General features: G+C 44.3%; 11 protein-coding genes. All 11 read left to right on the forward strand.

What is annotated here, in order from left to right; genetic code table 11:
* Positions 1–17: 17 nt before the first annotated feature.
* The 11 genes from L5M17_RS15610 (at position 18) to pyrD (ending at position 19,727) form a co-directional block, all read left to right on the forward strand.
* On the forward strand, positions 18–476 hold the full coding sequence (locus tag L5M17_RS15610) for a GAF domain-containing protein (RefSeq protein ID WP_028759760.1): 459 nt from the start codon (positions 18–20) through the stop codon (positions 474–476).
* 280 nt (positions 477–756) lie between these two features.
* Complete coding sequence (gene proQ, locus L5M17_RS15615; RefSeq protein WP_028759761.1) at positions 757–1,386, forward strand: RNA chaperone ProQ; 630 nt, start codon at positions 757–759, stop codon at positions 1,384–1,386.
* Positions 1,387–1,414: 28 nt separating this feature from the next.
* Positions 1,415–3,460: a carboxy terminal-processing peptidase gene (prc, locus tag L5M17_RS15620; RefSeq protein WP_263148419.1), complete on the forward strand. Its 2,046-nt coding sequence runs from the start codon at positions 1,415–1,417 to the stop codon at positions 3,458–3,460.
* A gap of 84 nt (positions 3,461–3,544) precedes the next feature.
* On the forward strand, positions 3,545–6,094 hold the full coding sequence (pepN, locus tag L5M17_RS15625) for an aminopeptidase N (protein WP_263148420.1): 2,550 nt from the start codon (positions 3,545–3,547) through the stop codon (positions 6,092–6,094).
* A 43-nt stretch (positions 6,095–6,137) separates the two neighbouring features.
* Positions 6,138–6,353: a DUF2835 domain-containing protein gene (locus L5M17_RS15630; protein WP_028759764.1), complete on the forward strand. Its 216-nt coding sequence runs from the start codon at positions 6,138–6,140 to the stop codon at positions 6,351–6,353.
* Between the two features lie 338 nt (positions 6,354–6,691).
* On the forward strand, positions 6,692–8,734 hold the full coding sequence (locus L5M17_RS15635) for a DUF1302 domain-containing protein (protein WP_105252651.1): 2,043 nt from the start codon (positions 6,692–6,694) through the stop codon (positions 8,732–8,734).
* A 13-nt stretch (positions 8,735–8,747) separates the two neighbouring features.
* Positions 8,748–10,112 carry a DUF1329 domain-containing protein gene (locus L5M17_RS15640; RefSeq protein WP_105252650.1) on the forward strand — a complete coding sequence of 455 codons (1,365 nt, stop codon included), beginning with the start codon at positions 8,748–8,750 and terminating at the stop codon, positions 10,110–10,112.
* Between the two features lie 54 nt (positions 10,113–10,166).
* Entirely contained in the window at positions 10,167–11,183 is a 1,017-nt protein-coding gene (locus L5M17_RS15645) for a WD40/YVTN/BNR-like repeat-containing protein (protein ID WP_173496835.1), read from the forward strand.
* A gap of 36 nt (positions 11,184–11,219) precedes the next feature.
* Positions 11,220–13,535, forward strand: a complete 2,316-nt coding sequence (locus tag L5M17_RS15650; RefSeq protein WP_263148423.1) for an efflux RND transporter permease subunit — start codon at positions 11,220–11,222, stop codon at positions 13,533–13,535.
* Positions 13,536–13,799: 264 nt separating this feature from the next.
* Positions 13,800–18,644, forward strand: coding sequence for an NAD-glutamate dehydrogenase (locus L5M17_RS15655; protein ID WP_173244568.1), 4,845 nt, complete (start codon positions 13,800–13,802; stop codon positions 18,642–18,644).
* 63 nt (positions 18,645–18,707) lie between these two features.
* Positions 18,708–19,727 (forward strand): quinone-dependent dihydroorotate dehydrogenase, encoded by a 1,020-nt coding sequence (gene pyrD / locus L5M17_RS15660; RefSeq protein WP_263148425.1) that lies wholly within the window; start codon positions 18,708–18,710, stop codon positions 19,725–19,727.
* Positions 19,728–19,887: the final 160 nt, after the last annotated feature.

The raw sequence follows: 19,887 nt of genomic DNA on the forward strand, positions 1-19,887 counted from the left end.
AATTGTTAGGAAATGTAATGAAATCGAAATTTTATGAGTCACTTAACCGTCAAGCCTTGGCCTTGTTGGAAGGGGAAGATGACCTTGTTGCGGCGATGGCGAATTTTTCAGCCTTGCTCAATGATAATTTAACTGAGCTGAACTGGGTGGGATTCTACGTCATGCGTGGCGAACAACTGGTACTTGGCCCGTTTCAAGGTAAAGTGGCTTGTACACGCATTCCGTTAGGAAAAGGTGTGTGTGGTACAGCAGCATTCACTAATCAAACTCAGCGAGTGGCTGATGTCCATCAATTTGATGGTCATATTGCCTGTGATTCTGCCAGTAATTCTGAAATCGTTGTGCCAGTTCGTGCGCAAGGTAACGTGGTTGCCGTGCTCGATATTGACAGTCCTATCTTCGATCGTTTCGATGAAGAAGACCAAAAGGGGCTGGAATTACTGGTTAAAAGTTTTGAAAACTGCCTATTTGATTAATTTGCGTACAATAACGCATAATTCATAGTCGCAATCGGTGGCGTGCGCCTTATAATATGCGCCTGCACGCATTAAGCTGGTTTGATTGGCATGCAATGAATAAGCTTAGTGTTTTGAGCTGACAAAATTTGTTAAGGTATATTTTTTAACTTTAGTAAACGCGGCTAGGATGCTAATTTGTACGTTGACTCAATATTGAGTTTAACGAAGATAAACGACATGTAAGAAGCTGATATATATCACCTCGAATCGATGTCCCTTTTTGACTGTGGAAGTAATGATGGAATCAACAGAAAAGTTGACCGACACCAATGCAATTTTGGCGTATTTGTATGAAACATTTCCTTTGTGCTTTATTGCTGAAGGTGAAACTAAGCCATTAAAAATCGGATTGTTTCAAGATTTGGCTGAAAGGTTGGCTGATGATTCTAAAGTCAGTAAAACTCAGCTCAGAGTTGCCTTGAGACGTTACACCAGCAGCTGGCGCTATTTAAAGTGCGTTAAAGCGGGCGCACAACGCGTAAACCTGGATGGCGAACCTTGCGGCGAGTTAGAGCAAGAGCACATTGATCATGCTCAAGCCATGTTGAAAGAGAGTCAGGATAAGGCCAAAGCGAAACGTGCAGCACTTGCACCTAAGCCTGCGGCGAAGAAAGCACCTAAAAAGGTGGCCGTTCCTCAGCGTCCTAAAACTGAGCGTCCTGCTAAGCCTGCACCAAAAGCTGCAGCGCCAGTCGTCAATTATGTTCAAGCACAATTGACTGATTTAACGAAAAAACAACGCGTCAATGTTAAATTAGGTATGACACCCGTAGCCGGTGTGATTACTGACATTAACAAGGAAGATATTCATGTTCAGCTTGATAGTGGCCTAACGATTAAAGTTAGAGCAGAACATATCCTGCTGTAATCATTTATTAAAACGGAGTAACTTGTTGATGCGAAAACTCACTTTGGCTACCTCGATCGCCACTGTTTTTGTCGGATTCTCGGCTTGGGCCGTACCACCCACGATTCAAATCAGCGAGTTACCCACTCTCAAGCAGGAAGCGCAACATAAGGTTGCGAGCAAAAGGGTTACGGACTTATACACTCGTTCGCACTATCATAGATTCAATCTCGATGACGCCTTTTCTGCGCAAATTTTCGATCGTTATCTGCAGCAGTTGGACTATCGCCGCAATGTGTTAACCCAAGCGGATGTCGATAGTTTTAAACCTTATGCAACCCAATTCGATGACATGCTTAGTTCTGGTGAACTTGAGCCTGCCTATAAAATGTTTGATATCGTCCAAAAGCGCCGCTATGAAGGCTTTGTCTATGCTTTATCTCTATTAGACAAAGAGATGGATTTTTCTGCGCCCGGTGATGCCTATGAGTACGACCGCGATGAGGCCGCATGGCCAAAAGACCAGACAGAAATTAATGAGTTATGGCGTCAACGTGTTAAATACGATGCACTAAATCTTAAACTCACAGGTAAGCAATGGCCTGAGATTGTTGATATCCTCCAAAAGCGTTACAACAACGCCATTAAACGGTTGATTCAAACTAACAGTGAAGACGTGTTCCAAGGCGTGATGAATGCCTTCTCCCGTAGCATTGAGCCACATACAAGTTACCTTTCACCACGCAATGCTGAACGTTTCCAAATGGAAATGAACTTGAGCCTTGAAGGCATTGGTGCTCAACTGCAACTTGAAGACGATTACACTGTCATTAAAAGTTTAATTACTGGCGGCCCTGCTGCGGGCAGTGAAAAACTGTCGCCGGAAGACAAGATTGTCGGCGTCGGTCAAGAAGGCGGTGAAATTGTTGATGTAATCGGCTGGCGTTTAGACGACGTGGTCGACCTGATCAAAGGGCCTAAGGGCAGTAAAGTTGTTCTGCAAATTTTACCGAAGAAAGGCGGTTCGAATGCGAAGCCATTCGACGTTACCTTAGTTCGCGACAAAATTCGTCTTGAAGACAGAGCTGCAACCTCTAAGGTGATTGAACCTAAAGACGGTGAGTATGCTAATCGCAAAGTCGGCGTGATCCAAATTCCTGGTTTTTATATGAATTTGTCGCAGGACGTTGAAAAAGAGCTCGTGAAGTTAAACGACGCCAAAGTAGAAGGCATAGTCATCGACCTTAGAGGTAACGGTGGGGGTGCATTAACGGAAGCCGTGCTACTGACGGGACTCTTTATCGATATGGGCCCTGTAGTGCAAATTCGTGATGCCGATGGACGAGTGTCTGCGCATCGTGATAACGACGGTAAAACCAGTTATGCAGGACCATTGACTGTGATGGTTGACCGTTACAGTGCTTCAGCCTCTGAAATTTTTGCTGCCGCATTGCAAGATTATGACCGTGCACTGATCGTCGGTGAGTCGAGTTTTGGGAAAGGCACAGTACAGCAGCATAAGAGCCTAGGCCGTATCTACGACATGTATGAGAAGCCAATTGGCCATGTGCAGTATACGATTCAAAAGTTCTACCGTATTAATGGTGGTAGTACACAGATTAAAGGTGTGACCCCCAACATTGCTTACCCAAGTGCGTTGGAGCCGGGCGAGTACGGTGAAGCTGAAGAGAAAAATGCTTTACCTTGGGATAAAGTGCCTATGGCGCAATATGGCACGCTTAATGATGTTACGCCTGAGTTAGTGACTGGCCTTGAATCTAAGCACCTTAACCGTATAAAAAACAGCGTAGAGTTTGCCTATATCAATCAAGATATTGCCGACTTTAAAAAGCATCACAAAGAGAAAACTGTGTCTCTGGTTGAAAGTGAGCGTATTGCTTCCCGCGAAGCCGATGAGAAAAAAGTCCTCGACAGAACAAACGAGCGTCGAGTCGCCAATGGTTTAGCACCGGTTAAATCAATGGAAGACATTAAAGACGACGCTGAATTGCCAGATGCATTTTTAGACGAAACCGCTTATATCACCTTAGATATGGCTGATGTGCAAAAAATGGCTAAAACTAGTGCTAAGTAGGCGCTAGTCGAGTCGATTTATCCGATATCAAAACGCGCTTATGGCGCGTTTTTTCTTATTTAGATCAGCGTTAAAGGGATCGAAATGACACAAGCTCAAGCAAAATACTTAAAAGATTATCAAGCGCCACTTTTTACGATAGAGACTATCGATTTAGCTTTTAATTTGGCTGGCAATGAAACCCAAGTGCAGGCGATCAGTCGTATAAAACGCACTTCAAAACATGCACAAGCCTTAGTGTTGGATGGCGAAGATTTGACCGTTGTTTCACTGACAGTTAATGGTGATGCTGTGCCTTACCATGTTAGTGCGGGTCAATTAGTTCTAGAAACTGAGCTTGATGAGTTTGAACTGAACATTACCACTAAGCTTGATCCTGAAGCTAATTCGAGCCTTGAAGGGCTCTATATGTCCGATGGTGCCTACTGCACGCAATGCGAGGCAGAGGGCTTTCGACGTATCACTTATTTCCTTGATCGCCCTGATGTATTAGCTAAATACACAGTTCGTATCGAAGCCGATAGCGCCGCATTCCCGTTTTTACTGAGTAACGGTAATTTGATTGATCAAGGTGAGTTAGATGGTGGACGCCATTATGTTTGCTGGCAAGATCCATTTCCAAAACCAGCGTATTTATTTGCCTTAGTCGCTGGCGATTTTGATCTATTGCAAGATGAGTTCATTACTCGCAGTCGCCGTAAAGTGATCCTGCAAGTGTTCGTTGATAAAGGTAATTTACATAAAGCACACCATGCGATGGCATCACTTAAGAAATCCATGGCATGGGATGAGAGCCGTTTTAATCTTGAGTATGATTTAGATATTTACATGATAGTGGCCGTCGACTTTTTCAATATGGGTGCGATGGAAAACAAAGGCTTAAATATCTTTAACACTAAATATGTGCTTGCAGATACCTTAACGGCCACCGACGAGGATTATCACGGCATTGAATCGGTTGTAGGCCATGAGTATTTTCATAATTGGACAGGAAACCGCGTAACGTGCCGCGATTGGTTCCAATTAAGTTTAAAAGAAGGCTTAACGGTTTTTCGCGATCAAGAATTTAGCTCAGATTTAGGCTCTCGTGCTGTGAATCGAATTCACGCAATTAAAGTGATCAAAAATCAGCAATTTGCAGAAGATTCTGGCCCTATGTCCCATCCTATTCGTCCAGAATCTGTCATTGAGATGAATAATTTCTACACTGTGACTGTGTATAACAAGGGCGCTGAAGTCATCCGCATGATGCACACTTTGCTCGGCGAAGAAAAGTTTCAGGCGGGAATGAAACTGTATTTTAAACGCCACGACGGCCAAGCTGTCACCTGTGATGATTTTGTGGCGGCAATGGAAGATGCCAGCGGAGTGGATTTAACCCAATTCCGTTTATGGTATAGCCAAGCCGGTACGCCGATTGTGACTGCGATGGACAGTTTTGATGCGCAAACGGGCGTTTATCAATTGACCCTTAAACAAAGTCTAGTGAACTGTGCATCACCGCTGCATATTCCGTTTAGCTTAGAGCTCTTAGATGCGAAGGGCCATTCTTTAGTGAATGAGATTCTCGATTTTACTCAAACTGAACAAGTGTTTAGCTTTGATGGACTCACTCATAAACCCGTCGCTTCGTTACTGCAAAACTTTTCCGCTCCCGTCAAATTACAATATCGATTCAATGTGGATCAACTCGTTCACTTGATGCGTTTTGCTAGCAGCGAAGTGGCGCGTTGGGAAGCTTCTGTGACCTTAGTGAGCCAAGCTATTTGGCAAAATGTGGCGAGTTTACAACAGCAACAAGCTATGGCTCTCGATCCCCGTGTGCGCGATAGTTTTAAAGGTGTGTTGTTAGACACTGAGCTTGATCCGGCATTGATTGCCGAAATATTAGCGATACCTACGGCTTCGGCTTTGATTGAGCAAACAGAGAATGTTGATCTAGATGCGTTAGCTTTAGCACGTGAATTTGTACTAATAGAGCTCGCTTCACATAGTGAAGATGAATTGATTGCGCTATATCGTTCTTTAGTCGCAGTAGAGAGTACGCAGGCAAGAGCCCTTAAAAATCAGTGTTTAACTTGGTTAGCTCGGGTGTCGGATGAGGCTGAGGGGTTAGTGATTTCTCAGTTCGATAACGCCAGTAATATGACGGATTCTCTTGGTGCGTTGACGGCAGCCAATGTTGGGAATTTACCTTGTCGTGATGAACTGATGACGACATTTGAGCTACGTTGGCAGGATACACCATTGGTGATGGATAAATGGTTTATGTTGCAAGCGACCCGTGATGCAGATGATGTGATTGAGTGTTTGCGTCAGTTGCAGCAACACAAGTGTTTTAGTATGAGCAATCCAAACCGAGTGCGTGCTTTAGTGGGCAGTTTTGCTGCCGGTAATATTTATCAATTCCACCGTAGAGACGGTAAGGGTTATGCTTTCTTAACCGAATGCTTAATGACCCTTAATAAGCTCAATCCGCAGGTTGCGGCCCGTATGGTGACGCCATTGATCCAGTATCATAAATTCGACTTAGGCCGCCAAACTTTGATAAAAGCCTGTTTAGGGCAACTTTTGGCTTTGCCTGACTTATCTAAGGATATGTACGAAAAAGTCTCTAAAGCATTGGCAAAATAGCAGTTTGTTGGAGGAGGGCAGCAGTCTGTGCTGCCCTGATATTATGGAACTGTATTTCAAACTATCGATCAGCTATCGAGATTTCTTACCTTATTATCAAGGGCTTGCCGATAAAGTCGAGGTTCGTGAAACTCAAGGGCGGATTTTGTGGATTAATGGCCGTCATTTTAGGCGTTTTTTAACCGAAAATGGCATTCAAGGCTATTTCAAATTGGTTTTAGATGACAAGGGACAATTTGTTTCATTAAATCGAGTTTAGTCTTAATTTGTTTATCTTTACTTAGAGCAATTACTTTAAACGGTCGGCTGATTACTAAGCTCGCTTTGTGATATTTTATTTTTAAATATGTTAATGAATTATATGATTTTTTAATGTGTTTTTATGTTTCATTCCTATTCCGCTTTTCGCTAATTTAAATCTCTCCTTTTTAGTTAACGGTACAAATGTACCTACATGCTTAATTCTTTAGAAAATTTTCTCTAACTGCGCCTTGCTCAAGGGGATTAATTGCTGTAACAATGATGTTACCTGTGAGCTAACAAGATGTTGGTTGTAATTCCTAAAACAAAGAATCCAGCAGGGTACGGAGAGCTAAAATGAAAATTGTTAAAAATAGTTTTAACAAATCGGCGCTTGCTTTGGGGGTGGCGTCGGCATTGAGTTTGTTAATGATCCCAAGCGTTAATGCAGTATCTTTTAATTGGGGAGAGGTTGAGGGCACATTTGACTCAACTTGGACTGCTGGTGCGAGCTGGCGTGTAGGGGAGCGCGATTGGGAAGGTCAAATTGGTAAGGTTAATCAACCCCAATTCGATTGGTCTAATTACAGCGCATTTGGCAATACTAAATACACTTCTGCTGAGATTTGGGCCCAGCCCGGATCGTATTCCAGTAACAATGACTTAAGTAATTTACTTTATTCTCAAGGCGATACTACGTCCGAAATCGTTAAAGGTTTGCATGAATTGTCATTGAAATACAAAAACTATGGTTTATTCGCCCGTGGTATGTATTTCTATGATCGTAAACTCAATGATGGTAATTATGATTTTAATGATCCGATAACGGGCAAAGAGTTTGACCCTTGCGAAGATAATCGTGCTTCAGAAGTTCAATGTAAAGATATTCGCTTACTCGATGCGTTTGTGTATGGCAACTTTGACCTCAACGATGGCGCTAATCCATTATCTATTCGTGTAGGTAATCAAGTGGTGTCATGGGGTGAAAGTACACTGATTGCCCATGGGATCAGTGAAATCAACGCCGTTGACTTGAACATACTTAATGCGCCAGGCGCTGAACTAAAAGAAGCGTTCAGACCTCAAGGCATGGTGTGGGCTTCCCTTGGTTTGACGGATTCATTAACGGTAGAAGCATTCTATCAATATGATTGGCAACCTATTTGGGTTCCAACACCGGGTTCTATTTTTGCGACTAACGATTTTGCGGGTTTCGGTGGTTACGCTCAAAACGCTCAGCTTGGGTTTAATGCTAACCCTGACATCAATTTAGACTTTGTGATGCAAGAATACGAGCGTTTAGCGGGCATGATTGCCAGCGGCCAATCTATTCCGACACAGCAATTGGTTTCTATGGCCTTAGCTTACCCAACAAAAGTGACGCTAGTGCAGGATGAGGCAGAGCCAAGCAATGATGGCCAATATGGTATTAAGCTGGGTTATTACGCGCCTTCACTGGGTGAAACCGAATTTGGTTTTTATTTCATGAATTACCATAGCCGTCGTCCTCTTATCAGTGGTACAGCCGCCGATTTTAGCACGGGTGCACTTTTGTCTGATCTGGCGACCATAGGTCAAAACTCGGGTAACATTGATCGTGAATTGTTGCTCAATTTGAAGAGTTTCTCTAAGGCGCAAATCGTTTATCCAGAAGATATCAAGCTTTACGGTTTCAGTTTCAATACCTTGGTTGGTGATACCTCTGTCGCGGCTGAAATTGCCCATCGTCAGGATGAACCACTGCAAATCGATGACGTAGAATTATTGTTTGCCGGTATGCCACAGCAGTTAGCTAACGCTGGTCTTCGTCCAGATCTCGATGGTATTTCACAGATTAAAGATGTTAAGCCGGGTGAAACCGTGGATGGCTTTATCCGTCTTGATACCACTCAGGCGCAGATGACTTTCACCCATTTATTTGGTCCAACGTTAGGTTTAGATAACTTGACTATGTTGGCCGAAGTGGGTGGCGTGTGGATCCATGATATGCCAGGTTTTGATGAGCTACGTCTCAATGGTCCTGGTACGTCACGTTCTGGCGGCAACCCAGATATGCCCGGCATCATTCAAGCCTTGCACAATGGTCCTGAAACTAACCCGTTCCCAACCGACTTTGCTTGGGGATATCGTTTAGTTGGAAAGGCGGATTTCAACAACGTATTTGCTGGGGTCAATATGTCTCCACGGGTGATTTTCTCCCATGACGTTGATGGTATTACACCTGATCCTATGTTCCTGTTCACGGAAGGACGTAAGTCTGTCGCGCTAGGCGTTAACTTCGACTATCAAAACCGTTGGGGTGCAGATATCTCCTATAACAATTTCTTTGGCGGTGTCGGTACGACGAATGCGATGGCAGATCGTGATTATGTTTCATTCAATATCAAGTATTCGATCTAAAAGGACTCAAACAATGAAGAAACTGACGATATTGGCGAGTGCAGTCATGCTGGCTTTCGCAGCGCCAGTCGCTATGGCTAAGATATCAGAAGCTGATGCGGCAAAACTTGGCAATGAACTTACCCCTTTAGGTGCTGAAAAAGCAGGTAATGCTGATGGTTCTATTCCTGCGTGGGATGGTGGTATCACTCAGCCTGTGGCGGGTTATACCAAAGGGATGCATCACCCAGATCCTTTCCCTGAGGATAAGATTGAATTTACTATTACCAATGCTAACAAAGCGCAATATAAAGATTTTTTAACGCCTGGTCAGATGAAGTTGTTCGAACTTTATCCTGATACCTACAAGATGAATGTGTACAAGACTCGCCGTAGCGCCTCTGTACCACAGTTCGTTTACGATGCGACTAAAGTTAACGCGACTCGTGCTGAACTGATTGCACAGGGCAATGGTATTTCTGGCGCGGCTATTGGTATTCCATTCCCGATCCCTGCAAATGGTTTAGAAGCAATTTGGAACCACATTTTGCGTTTTCGTGGTATCGATATCGAAACTTCCCGTAGCCAAGCTGCACCGACAGCCGATGGTAGCTATAGCTTAGTCGAAACGGCTGAGGAAATTCGCTTCGAATATTCTCGTCCAGAAATTACCTTAGATCAGCTTAAAGCCAGCAATACGCTGTTCTACTTTAAGCAAGTGGTGACTCAGCCTGCACGTTTAGCAGGTACAGCCTTATTGGTTAAAGAAACCATGGATCAAGAGGCGCTTCCCCGCCAAGCTTGGACCTATAACACAGGTCAACGTCGAGTCCGTAAAGCGCCGAACGTGGCTTTTGATACACCGGGTACAGTGTCAGATGGTCTGCGTACGACAGATGATTTCGATATGTTTAACGGCTCCCCAGTGCGTTACAACTGGGAACTGGTTGGCAAAAAAGAAATTTATATCCCGTACAACGATTACAAACTGCATTCGGATAAGCTGAAATATGACCAAATATTGAAACCTGGTCATGTGAATCCTGAGTACGTTCGTTGGGAAAAACACCGCGTATGGCAAGTGAGGGCGACGCTGAAAGACGGTATGCGCCACATTTATAAAGTGCGCGATATGTACCTTGATGAAGATTCATGGCAAGTGTCAATCGCCGATCTCTACGACAACCGTGATCAGTTGTATCGTGTGGCCGTTGCACATGGCTTGAATTACTACGAAGTACCTGCACAGTGGGATACTTTGGAAGTCTTCCATGATTTGCAATCCCGTCGTTATCTCGCCATGGGCTTAGACAACCAAAGTGGCATGTATAACTTCGATGCCAAACTGACTGAAGCTAACTTTACCCCCGATGCATTGCGTCGTGAGGGTATCCGTTAATAGGCCAAGTACAAAGGGGCGCTTAGCGCCCCTCATTAGTTTAAGGAAGTTTGTATGTCGTTTCGCATCCTTCAGTGTGTCGCTGTATTAAGTTTCGGTGGCGCTTTTTTTCCTTCTACGTTATCTGCAACGCCCTCTGATCCGATTTTTTCTCAAGTTCAACCTCTTGCTGCTTCATCTTTGATTTTAGATATTGCCAACGTAGGTGCTGGTTTAGTGGCTGTGGGTGAACGTGGTCATGCTCTGGTGTATGACGGCAGTTGGCATCAAGTAGCAACGCCCGTGAGTTCACAGCTGACCAAAGTCTTTTTTCTCAATGAAAAACGCGGTTGGGCTGTAGGTCATGATGCAACCATTTTACAGACTCAGGATGGTGGCCAAACTTGGCAGCAGCAGATGCATTCGCCCGAGATTGAAAAACCATTCCTCGATGTGGTGTTTTTAGACGAAAACAATGGTATTGCCATTGGTGCTTACGGTTTGTTTTATCGCACCAACGATGGCGGTGCCCAGTGGCGCGAGGAGTTCCATGAGGAGCTCTTAGCAGAAGAAGATGTGGCTTATTTGGCGGAGTTAAAAGGCAGCGATCAATCGGCCTATTTGAGTGCGCGCGCTTCATTATTGCCGCACTTTAATCGTATTTTAACCTTAACCGATGGACGTTTATTATTGGTTGGCGAGCTGGGCTTAGTCGCTGTTTCTGGCGATCAAGGTAAAACATTTACGCGTACCAATTTTGATTACGATGGTTCTATGTTTAACGCCGTAGAAACGAAAAATGCTGTGTATGTGATGGGCCTTCGCGGTCATATATTCAAAGCTGATGTGAGTTTAAGCCAATGGAATCAAATAGAACTGCCTGTGCAATCCTCAATCAACGGTGCCATGGTTGTTTCTGACGACGCGCTATATTTAGTGGGAAATGCGGGGATAGTGATCAAGCTAAATGAGGACGACACTAGCAGTATCGTGACTCGTCGCCAAGGGGAAAACTTAGTGTCTATTGCGAAGGATAATCAAGGGAATATGTGGTTATCCGGCAGCCAAGGGCTGTTTATTCTTAAGCCATAAAATTTTAAAACTACAATAAATAACAGGGCCGAGAAGATGTTAGAAAAACTGGTCAACGGATTTGAGTCATTTTTGTTTCGCAATCGCGCATGGGTCGTCGGCATTTTTGTGTTTTTGACGTTGTTTTTTGGCTATCAGGCCAGTCAACTCAAAATGGATGCGGCTTTTATCAAAAATATTCCACTGCAGCACAGTTATATGCAGACCTACCTGAAACACCAAAAAGATTTTGGTGGTGCCAACAGCATCATGGTGGCGGTTGAGGATACCAGCGGTAATATTTTTAATGCTAACTATTTTGATACCTTAAAAAATGTGCATGATCAGCTGTTTTTTATTTCAGGGGTTGACCGTGCGCAGGTGAAATCAATTTTTTCGCCTTCCACTCGTTTTACTGAAGTCGTTGAGGATGGTTTTGCTGGCGGGCCTGTTATTCCAGCGGATTTTTCAACTTCAGTGTCTGGGTTAGAAACGGTTCGCGATAATATTGAAAAAGCAGGGATTGTCGGCCGATTAATTGCTAACGATTACAGTGCGGCTATGGTGTCGGCTCAATTAATGGATTTTGATCCACAGACGGGTAAACCGCTTGATACTATTGCTTTTGCTGCACAATTAGAAAAAGAGCTTAGGGGCAAGTTCGAAACCGATAAGGTTAAAATTCACATCATAGGTTTCGCCAAAATGGCGGGGGATGTGGCTGATGGTGCTAAGGGGGTATTGCTGTTCTTCGTGATCGCGATTTTGGTCACCGCCATCATGGTTTACCTCTTTTCTAAATCCATCATCTTGACCATGCTGCCACTGGTCTGCAGTTTAACGGCTGTGGTCTGGCAGCTTGGTTTATTGACTGTGATAGGTTTCGGTCTCGATCCTATGTCGATTTTGGTACCGTTTTTAGTCTTCGCCATCGGTGTGAGCCACGGGGTGCAGATCATCAATGCTGTACGGCGCCGAGTGCTTGACGGGCAAACGACAAAAGCGGCTTCGGCGTCGGCATTTCGTAGTTTATTAGTGCCGGGTGGTGTGGCATTACTGTCCGATACTGTTGGTTTTATTACCCTGTTATTTATCGATATTGGGATTATTCGCGAGCTGGCGATTTCTGCCTCGCTCGGTGTGGGCGTGATCATTTTCACTAACCTTATCCTGTTGCCTTTGGTGATTTCTTTTACTGAAATCAAAGTCAATAAACACGCAGAACCGACCGCTGAAGAAGTGCGAACTGAGGCTATTTGGCGCTTCATGGCGCGTTTTGCAACGCCTAAATATGCTGTGGTAGTCATTATTGCCACTGTGGTGTTGTATTTTGTGGGTTTGCAACAAGCCAATCAGATGAAGATTGGTGACTTACAGGGCGGCGCGCCAGCGTTACATCAAGATTCGCGTTATAACCTCGATACCTTCTTCATCACAGATCATTTCTCTATCACCACAGATGTGATGACTGTGATTGTTGAGGCAGCACCTGAAGCCTGTACTTACCACGATGTGCTCACTCAAATTGATCAGTTTGAGTGGTTAGTGCGCAATACCCCTGGGGTGGAGTCGACTGTGAGTTTGGCGTCAGTCGCTAAAAAAGTGAATGCAGGCTTCAACGAAGGTAATCCAAGATGGGAAGTGTTGCCGCGTACAACGGCGAGCTTAGTACAGGCTATTGGCCAAATTCCCACGACTTCAGGTTTATTAAATGGCGATTGTTCTGTCATGCCTGTGTATCTGTTTATGAAAGATCACAAGGCCGAAACCATAGAAACTGTGGTCGCTAAGGTCAAAGCCGTCGCCGCGAAAATGGACAACGAGAAGTTGCAGTTTAAACTGGCGTCGGGTCCTGTGGGTGTAATGGCAGCGACTAACGAAGCGGTGGCTGAGGCACAGTTACCTATGATGATATACGTCTATGGTGCAGTGTTTGTACTCTGCTTAATCAGCTTTAAATCTTTTAAAGCCACTGTGGCGGTCATTATTCCGTTATATGTCGTGTCGACACTGGCACAAGCCTTGATGACTCAGCTCGATATTGGCTTAGCTGTCAGTACCTTACCTGTCATTGCACTGGGGGTTGGTATTGGTGTGGATTACGGTATTTATATCCTCTCGACTATGTCGTCTAAGCTATCAAATGGTATGCCAGTGCAACAGGCTTACTATGAGGCGTTGGTCGAACGGGGTAGTGCGGTGATCTTTACGGGCCTTACATTGGCGATTGGTGTCAGTACTTGGTTCTTCTCGGCACTTAAATTCCAAATGGACATGGGAATATTGTTAACATTCATGTTTGTGGTAAATATGCTCGGTGCCATAATTATCCTACCTGCATTGGCCGCCATTTTCTGGCGCCAACCTAAGTAGAGTCTACAAATGGGGAGCTAAGCTCCCCATTTACTTTTGAATACTTAGTCTGCTTTATCGATTGTTTGGTCATTTGTCATTCCTTGTTTACGCCAATACTGGATTTCAAGAGGATGTACCACTAAAATTTTCCTCGAAATACAGCGGTTTTAGTAATAAACTTCGCGCGACGATCTAGATCACATTAATTTATCTGCGATTGTTAAGCCGAAGCATCCAAATAATGAAAAAAGCGCTGCCATAGACGCTTAAGGAAACAGCAACATGGCCTTGAAAGATGCAATGCCTTCAGTACTACTTGAAAATGTAGTTAGTTTAATTCACGCTAAAGTCCCTAATTCACAAGCCAAGCAAGTTGAACAGTTCGCCACCTGCCTTTATGCCCACATGTCGAAAGACGATCTCAATGCGCGTAATGACAGTGATTTATACGGTGCGGTTCTCAGTTTATGGAACGCCCTGAACAAAACACCAAAAGGTAACACTCATCTGAGAGTGTTCAATCCTAGCCAAGCCAAACACGGCTGGCAATCTACTCACTCGATCATTGAAGTTATCCAACCTGACATGCCATTCTTGGTCGATTCAGTTGGTATGGCATTGAATCGTATGGGTATTACTGCTCACATGATGTTGCACACTCCACTGGCCATTGAGCGTTCAGAAAGTGGTGTGACGAATGTCACTTATCTTAATCAGAGCCCTGAAAGCACTGAGCATGTCGCCGTATTTTTGATTGAAATTGACCGTCAAAGCAGCACGGTTGATATCAAAGCATTAGAGCGCGAAATTCAGTCTGTGCTTGCCGATGTCGCTTCATCAGTCAACGACTGGGAAGTCATGTCTGCCAAGTTGGCTGAGATGATCAAGGAATTGCCAAAACGTCCGTTCCCGGGCGATAAGCAAGAGTTAGAAGAAGCGATTAACTTCCTGACTTACTTGAATAATCATCACTTTACGCTATTAGGTTACCGTCAATACGATTTGAAACGTGTCGAAGGTGACGTTGAGTTAGTGCCTAATATCGCCTCTAGTTTAGGTTTGATGAACAAGCACACTAAAGCGCAACCTGAGCAAGGTTTGTTGTTATCTAGCTTCTCCGATAGTGCCCGCAAAGAAGCCTTAGATCACAGCTTACTGATCCTCACTAAGAGCAGCGCTAAGAGCCGCGTGCATCGCCCAGCTTATGTCGATTATATCGGTATTAAGCGTTTCGATAAGAAAGGCAATGTGATTGGCGAAGATAGATTTATCGGTTTATATGCGTCAAACCTGTATAACCGCAGTCCACGTGAAATCCCACTGCTGAATGAAAAAGTGCAGCGTGTGTTAGATCGTTCAGGCTTGACCCCACGTTCACACGACTATAAAGCCCTGCTAAACATCCTTGAGAATTTACCTCGTGACGAGCTAATTCAAGCCAATGTTGATGATTTATCGCACATGGCCCATGGCGTGTTAGAAATGCAAGACAGAGACAAGCTGAAACTCTTTGTACGCAAAGATGGCTTTGGCCGTTTCTTATCCTGTTTAGTGTACGTTTCTAAGGATCGTTACAACACTAAACTCCGCCAAGATACTCAACGTATTCTGGCCCAGCACTTTAACAGCAAAGAAGATGTAGAGTTTACGACTTATTTCTCCGAGTCGACGCTAGCCCGCACTCACTACATAGTCAAAGTTGATAACAATAATATGGATGTAGATGTGGCTGCCATAGAGAACAACTTAATAGAAGCGGCACGTTCGTGGGAAGATAAGTTAAGCACTGCGCTTAACAGTGCACTCGGCGAAGAAGCTGGCACTCATCTGACTAAGCGTTATTTCAATGCGTTTGAGCAAAGCTATAAAGAAGACGTATTGCCAAGTTCTGCCGTCGTCGACATGCAACAGCTCGAAGCACTGGATGATGAACACAAGCTCGGCATGTTGTTCTATCAACCGCAGGAAGCGGCGCTGAACGACAACAAAGTGCGTTTAAAGCTATTCCATAAAGATGAGCCTATTCATCTTTCTGATGTGCTTCCAATGCTCGAAAACTTTGGTCTGCGCGTGATCAACGAGCGTCCATATGAAGTTACGACTTCAGACGGTTCTACCTTCTGGATCTTAGACTTCTTGATGACAGTTAAAGTCGTCAACACAGATAACATCGCTGATAGCCAAGACAGATTCCAAACTGCACTGTCACAAGTGTGGCAAAAGAAGTTAGAAGATGACGGCTTCAACCGCATTATTCTGGCGTCAGGTTTAACCGGTCGTGAAGTCTCTGTATTGCGCGCGTATGCGAAATACATGCGTCAAATCGATGCGACTTTCAGTCAGTCATATATTGAAGAAACCTTCGGTCGTTACCCACAAATCGCTGATTTGTTGGTGAAGATGTTCATCCGTAAATTTAACCCTAAACTGAAAACTCGTACCCTGGGCAAGTTTTTGGAGCAGATCAATTTACGTTTAGACGAAGTGTCTAGCTTAGATGATGACCGTATTATTCGTCGTTATTTAGACTTGATTAACGCCACTCTGCGTACCAACTTCTACCAACTGGATGCCAAAGGCGAATCTAAGAGTTATATCTCGTTTAAATTCATGCCTTCACTGATCCCTGAAATGCCACGTCCACTGCCGAAATTCGAAATATTCGTTTATTCGCCACGGGTTGAAGGTGTGCATTTACGTTACGGTAAAGTGGCTCGTGGTGGTCTGCGTTGGTCAGATCGTCGTGAAGACTTCCGTACCGAAGTATTGGGTTTGGTAAAAGCACAGCAAGTGAAAAACACTGTGATTGTGCCTGTGGGTGCTAAAGGTGGCTTTGTTTGTAAACAATTGCCAACTGAAGGCGGCCGTGAAGCTTTCTTCACCGAAGGTCAAGAATGTTACCGCATCTTTATCCGTGCATTGCTCGATATTACCGATAACATTTTGAACGGTGAAATCGTCCATCCATTGGATGTGGTTCGTCACGATGAAGATGACCCCTATTTAGTGGTAGCAGCCGATAAAGGCACAGCGACTTTCTCTGATATCGCGAACTCGATTTCCCTCGAATACCGCTTCTGGCTCGGTGATGCATTCGCATCGGGTGGCAGCAACGGTTATGACCATAAGAAAATGGGTATCACGGCCAAAGGCGGCTGGGAATCGGTTAAGCGTCATTTCCGCGAAGTCGGTATTGATTGCCAAACTACAGACTTTACCTGTTTAGGTATAGGTGACATGGCGGGCGACGTATTCGGTAACGGTATGTTGTTGTCTAAGCACACTAAACTGGTTGCAGCCTTTAACCACATGCATATCTTTATCGATCCAAATCCGGATACGGCATTAAGTTATGATGAACGGGCGCGTTTATTCGCTCTGCCACGTTCAAGCTGGGAAGACTACAGCAGCAAGTTGATTTCTAAAGGTGGCGGTATTTTCCTCCGTTCATCTAAATCAATTCCATTATCGGCAGAGATGAAGCAAATGTTGGCCACAGAGAAAACCTCTATGACCCCAACTGAGCTGATGAAAGAACTGTTGAAAATGCCAGTGGATTTGATCTGGAACGGCGGTATCGGTACGTATGTGAAATCTTCACGTGAAACCCACGCTGAAGTCGGCGATCGTGCCAACGATGCTCTACGTGTCAACGGTGGCGAACTGCGCGCTAAGATAGTCGGCGAGGGCGGTAACTTAGGTTGTACTCAGTTAGGTCGTATTGAATATGCGTCTAATGGCGGTCGCATCAACACTGACTTCGTGGATAACGTTGGTGGTGTGGACTGTTCAGACAACGAAGTGAACATCAAGATTTTGCTGAACGCTATGGTGACTGAAGGTGAACTGACGCTTAAGCAGCGTAACCGTTTACTGGAAGAAATGACTGAAGAAGTCGGCCAAATCGTACTACAAGACTGTAAAGATCAAACTCGTACTATCTCTGTGACTCAAGTGCGCGGTGCTGAGCAGTTAAAAGAGCAGATCCGCTTTATCCAGTACCTGGAAAAAGAAGGCAAGTTAGACAGAGCGTTAGAGTTCTTACCGTCTGACGATGAGCTAGCTGAACGTTTAGCCAGTGGTCGTGCATTAACGCGCCCAGAGCTATCAGTATTGGTTGCTTATGCGAAAATGGTACTGAAAGAGCAATTAGTGACGCCAGAAATCACTGAAGATACTCTGTTAAGCCAACTGCTTATCGCGTATTTCCCGAAAAAACTTCAGGAAAAATACAGCGACAAAATGGCAACCCATCCACTGCGTGGCGAAATCATTGCGACCTCACTCGCCAATGAACTCGTCAACGACATGGGCTTGAATTTTGTTCAACGTATGCAAGATGAGACTGGTGCCTCAGTTGCCGACGCGGCAATTTGTTACACTATGGCTCGCGAAGTATTTGGTTTAGCTGAATTAACTAAATCGATCACTGACTTAAACGGCATAGTTCCGGCTGTGGTTCAAGGTGAAATGCTGCATCAGTTACGCCGCAATATGCGTCGTGCTAGCCGCTGGTTCCTCCGTCACCGTAACCGCTCTTGGAGCATCGAACAAACCGTTGCCTTCTTCAAACCAGTATTTGAACAAATTAAAGATAATGTTCATTTATATCTGGTAGAAGAAGAAGCGAAGGGTATCCAATCTGAGATCAATGCTTTGGTCAAAGAAAACGTACCACAAGCTGTGGCAACCATTGTGGCTAACATGAGCACCTTGTTCTCTGCCTTAGACATTGCCCAAATTGCGCAAACAGAAGATAAGACAGTGGCATTAGTGGCTGAAACTTACTTCAAACTCGGCGCCCGCGTTGAGCTGCACTGGTTCTTAGAACAGATCAGCGCTCAACCTGTAGCGAACCATTGGCAAGCACTGGCTCGTGCCGCCTTTAGGGAAGAGTTAGATTGGCAACAACGTGCATTAAGTTCAGTTGTCTTAAGAACCTGCAGTGCAACCTGTGATGCCGAAAGTGTGATTTCTCAGTGGATTGAGATAAATCAAGGCTTATTGGAAAGATGGTTCCATATGCTAGCTGACTTTAAAACGTCGCAAATCCATGAGTTTGCTAAGTTCTCTGTCGCCCTACGTGAACTTAACCTTCTGATCCTTCATTGCGAAGGCCAAAAGTAAACTTATTATAACAATCAGAAGCCCTGGCGATCGCCGGGGCTTTTTTTAGGTCGAGGAAAGTACATGTTTTATAAAATCGCACAGAAAGTCATGTTTCAGATGGATCCTGAGCGAGCTCACCATCTTGCTATAGGCAGTTTAAAAATGACCGCCAATAGCCGGTTAACGTGTCTATATGGACAAACGATTGCACCCGCTCCTGTCAGCTTTATGGGGTTGACCTTTCCTAACCCAGTGGGACTCGCTGCCGGTATGGACAAGGACGGCGAATCGATTGATGCCTTTCATGCGATAGGATTTGGTCATATTGAAGTGGGTACAGTTACCCCAAGACCACAGCCTGGTAACGATTTACCCCGTCTATTTAGATTAAAGCCTGCCAAAGGCATCATTAATCGCATGGGGTTTAATAATAAGGGTGTCGATAATCTGGTCAAAAATTTGATCGCTAAAAAGACCGATATTATGGTTGGCGTTAATATTGGCAAAAATAAAGACACGCCAGTAGAACAAGGTAAAGACGATTATTTGATCTGCATGGATAAAGTTTATCTCCATGCGGCTTATATTGCGGTGAATATTTCATCACCCAATACCCCAGGATTACGATCGCTACAATATGGCGATCTATTAGATGAATTATTGAGCGCAATTAAAGCCAAGCAACTTGAGCTGGCCGAAAAGCATAAAAAATACGTGCCCATCGCGCTTAAAATTGCTCCAGATTTAACCATCGAAGAAATTGAAAATATCGCGCAAGCTTTGATTAAAAACAAATTTGATGGCGCAATTGCGACCAATACTACTTTAACACGTGATGGTGTTAGCGGTCTTGCCAACGCCAATGAAAGCGGCGGCTTAAGTGGCAAACCTTTAACTGAGCTGTCTACTAAAGTGATTAAGCAATTGGCAATTTGTTTGAAAGGGCAGATCCCGATCATCGGTGTGGGCGGTATTAATAGCGCTGAAGATGCCTTAGCCAAATTCGATGCGGGCGCCACTATGGTTCAGATTTATTCGGGTTTTATTTATCAAGGTCCGAAGTTAATTAAAGAAATAGTGAATGCATACCGCTTGAAATAATGATCTTAGGATTAAGATAACGATCTAAAATAAGATCTTATTCTTTAACAGCGATCTAAAATGATCCTTAGATCGCTGTTAAGATCTTACAATAGAACGACTAAGTAACTGTTAAATAATTTGTATTTTATTATTTTTATTTTGATATTGGATAAAATAT

The sequence above is a fragment of the Shewanella sp. SW24 genome, from assembly GCF_025653395.1.
Lineage (GTDB): Bacteria > Pseudomonadota > Gammaproteobacteria > Enterobacterales > Shewanellaceae > Shewanella > Shewanella oncorhynchi.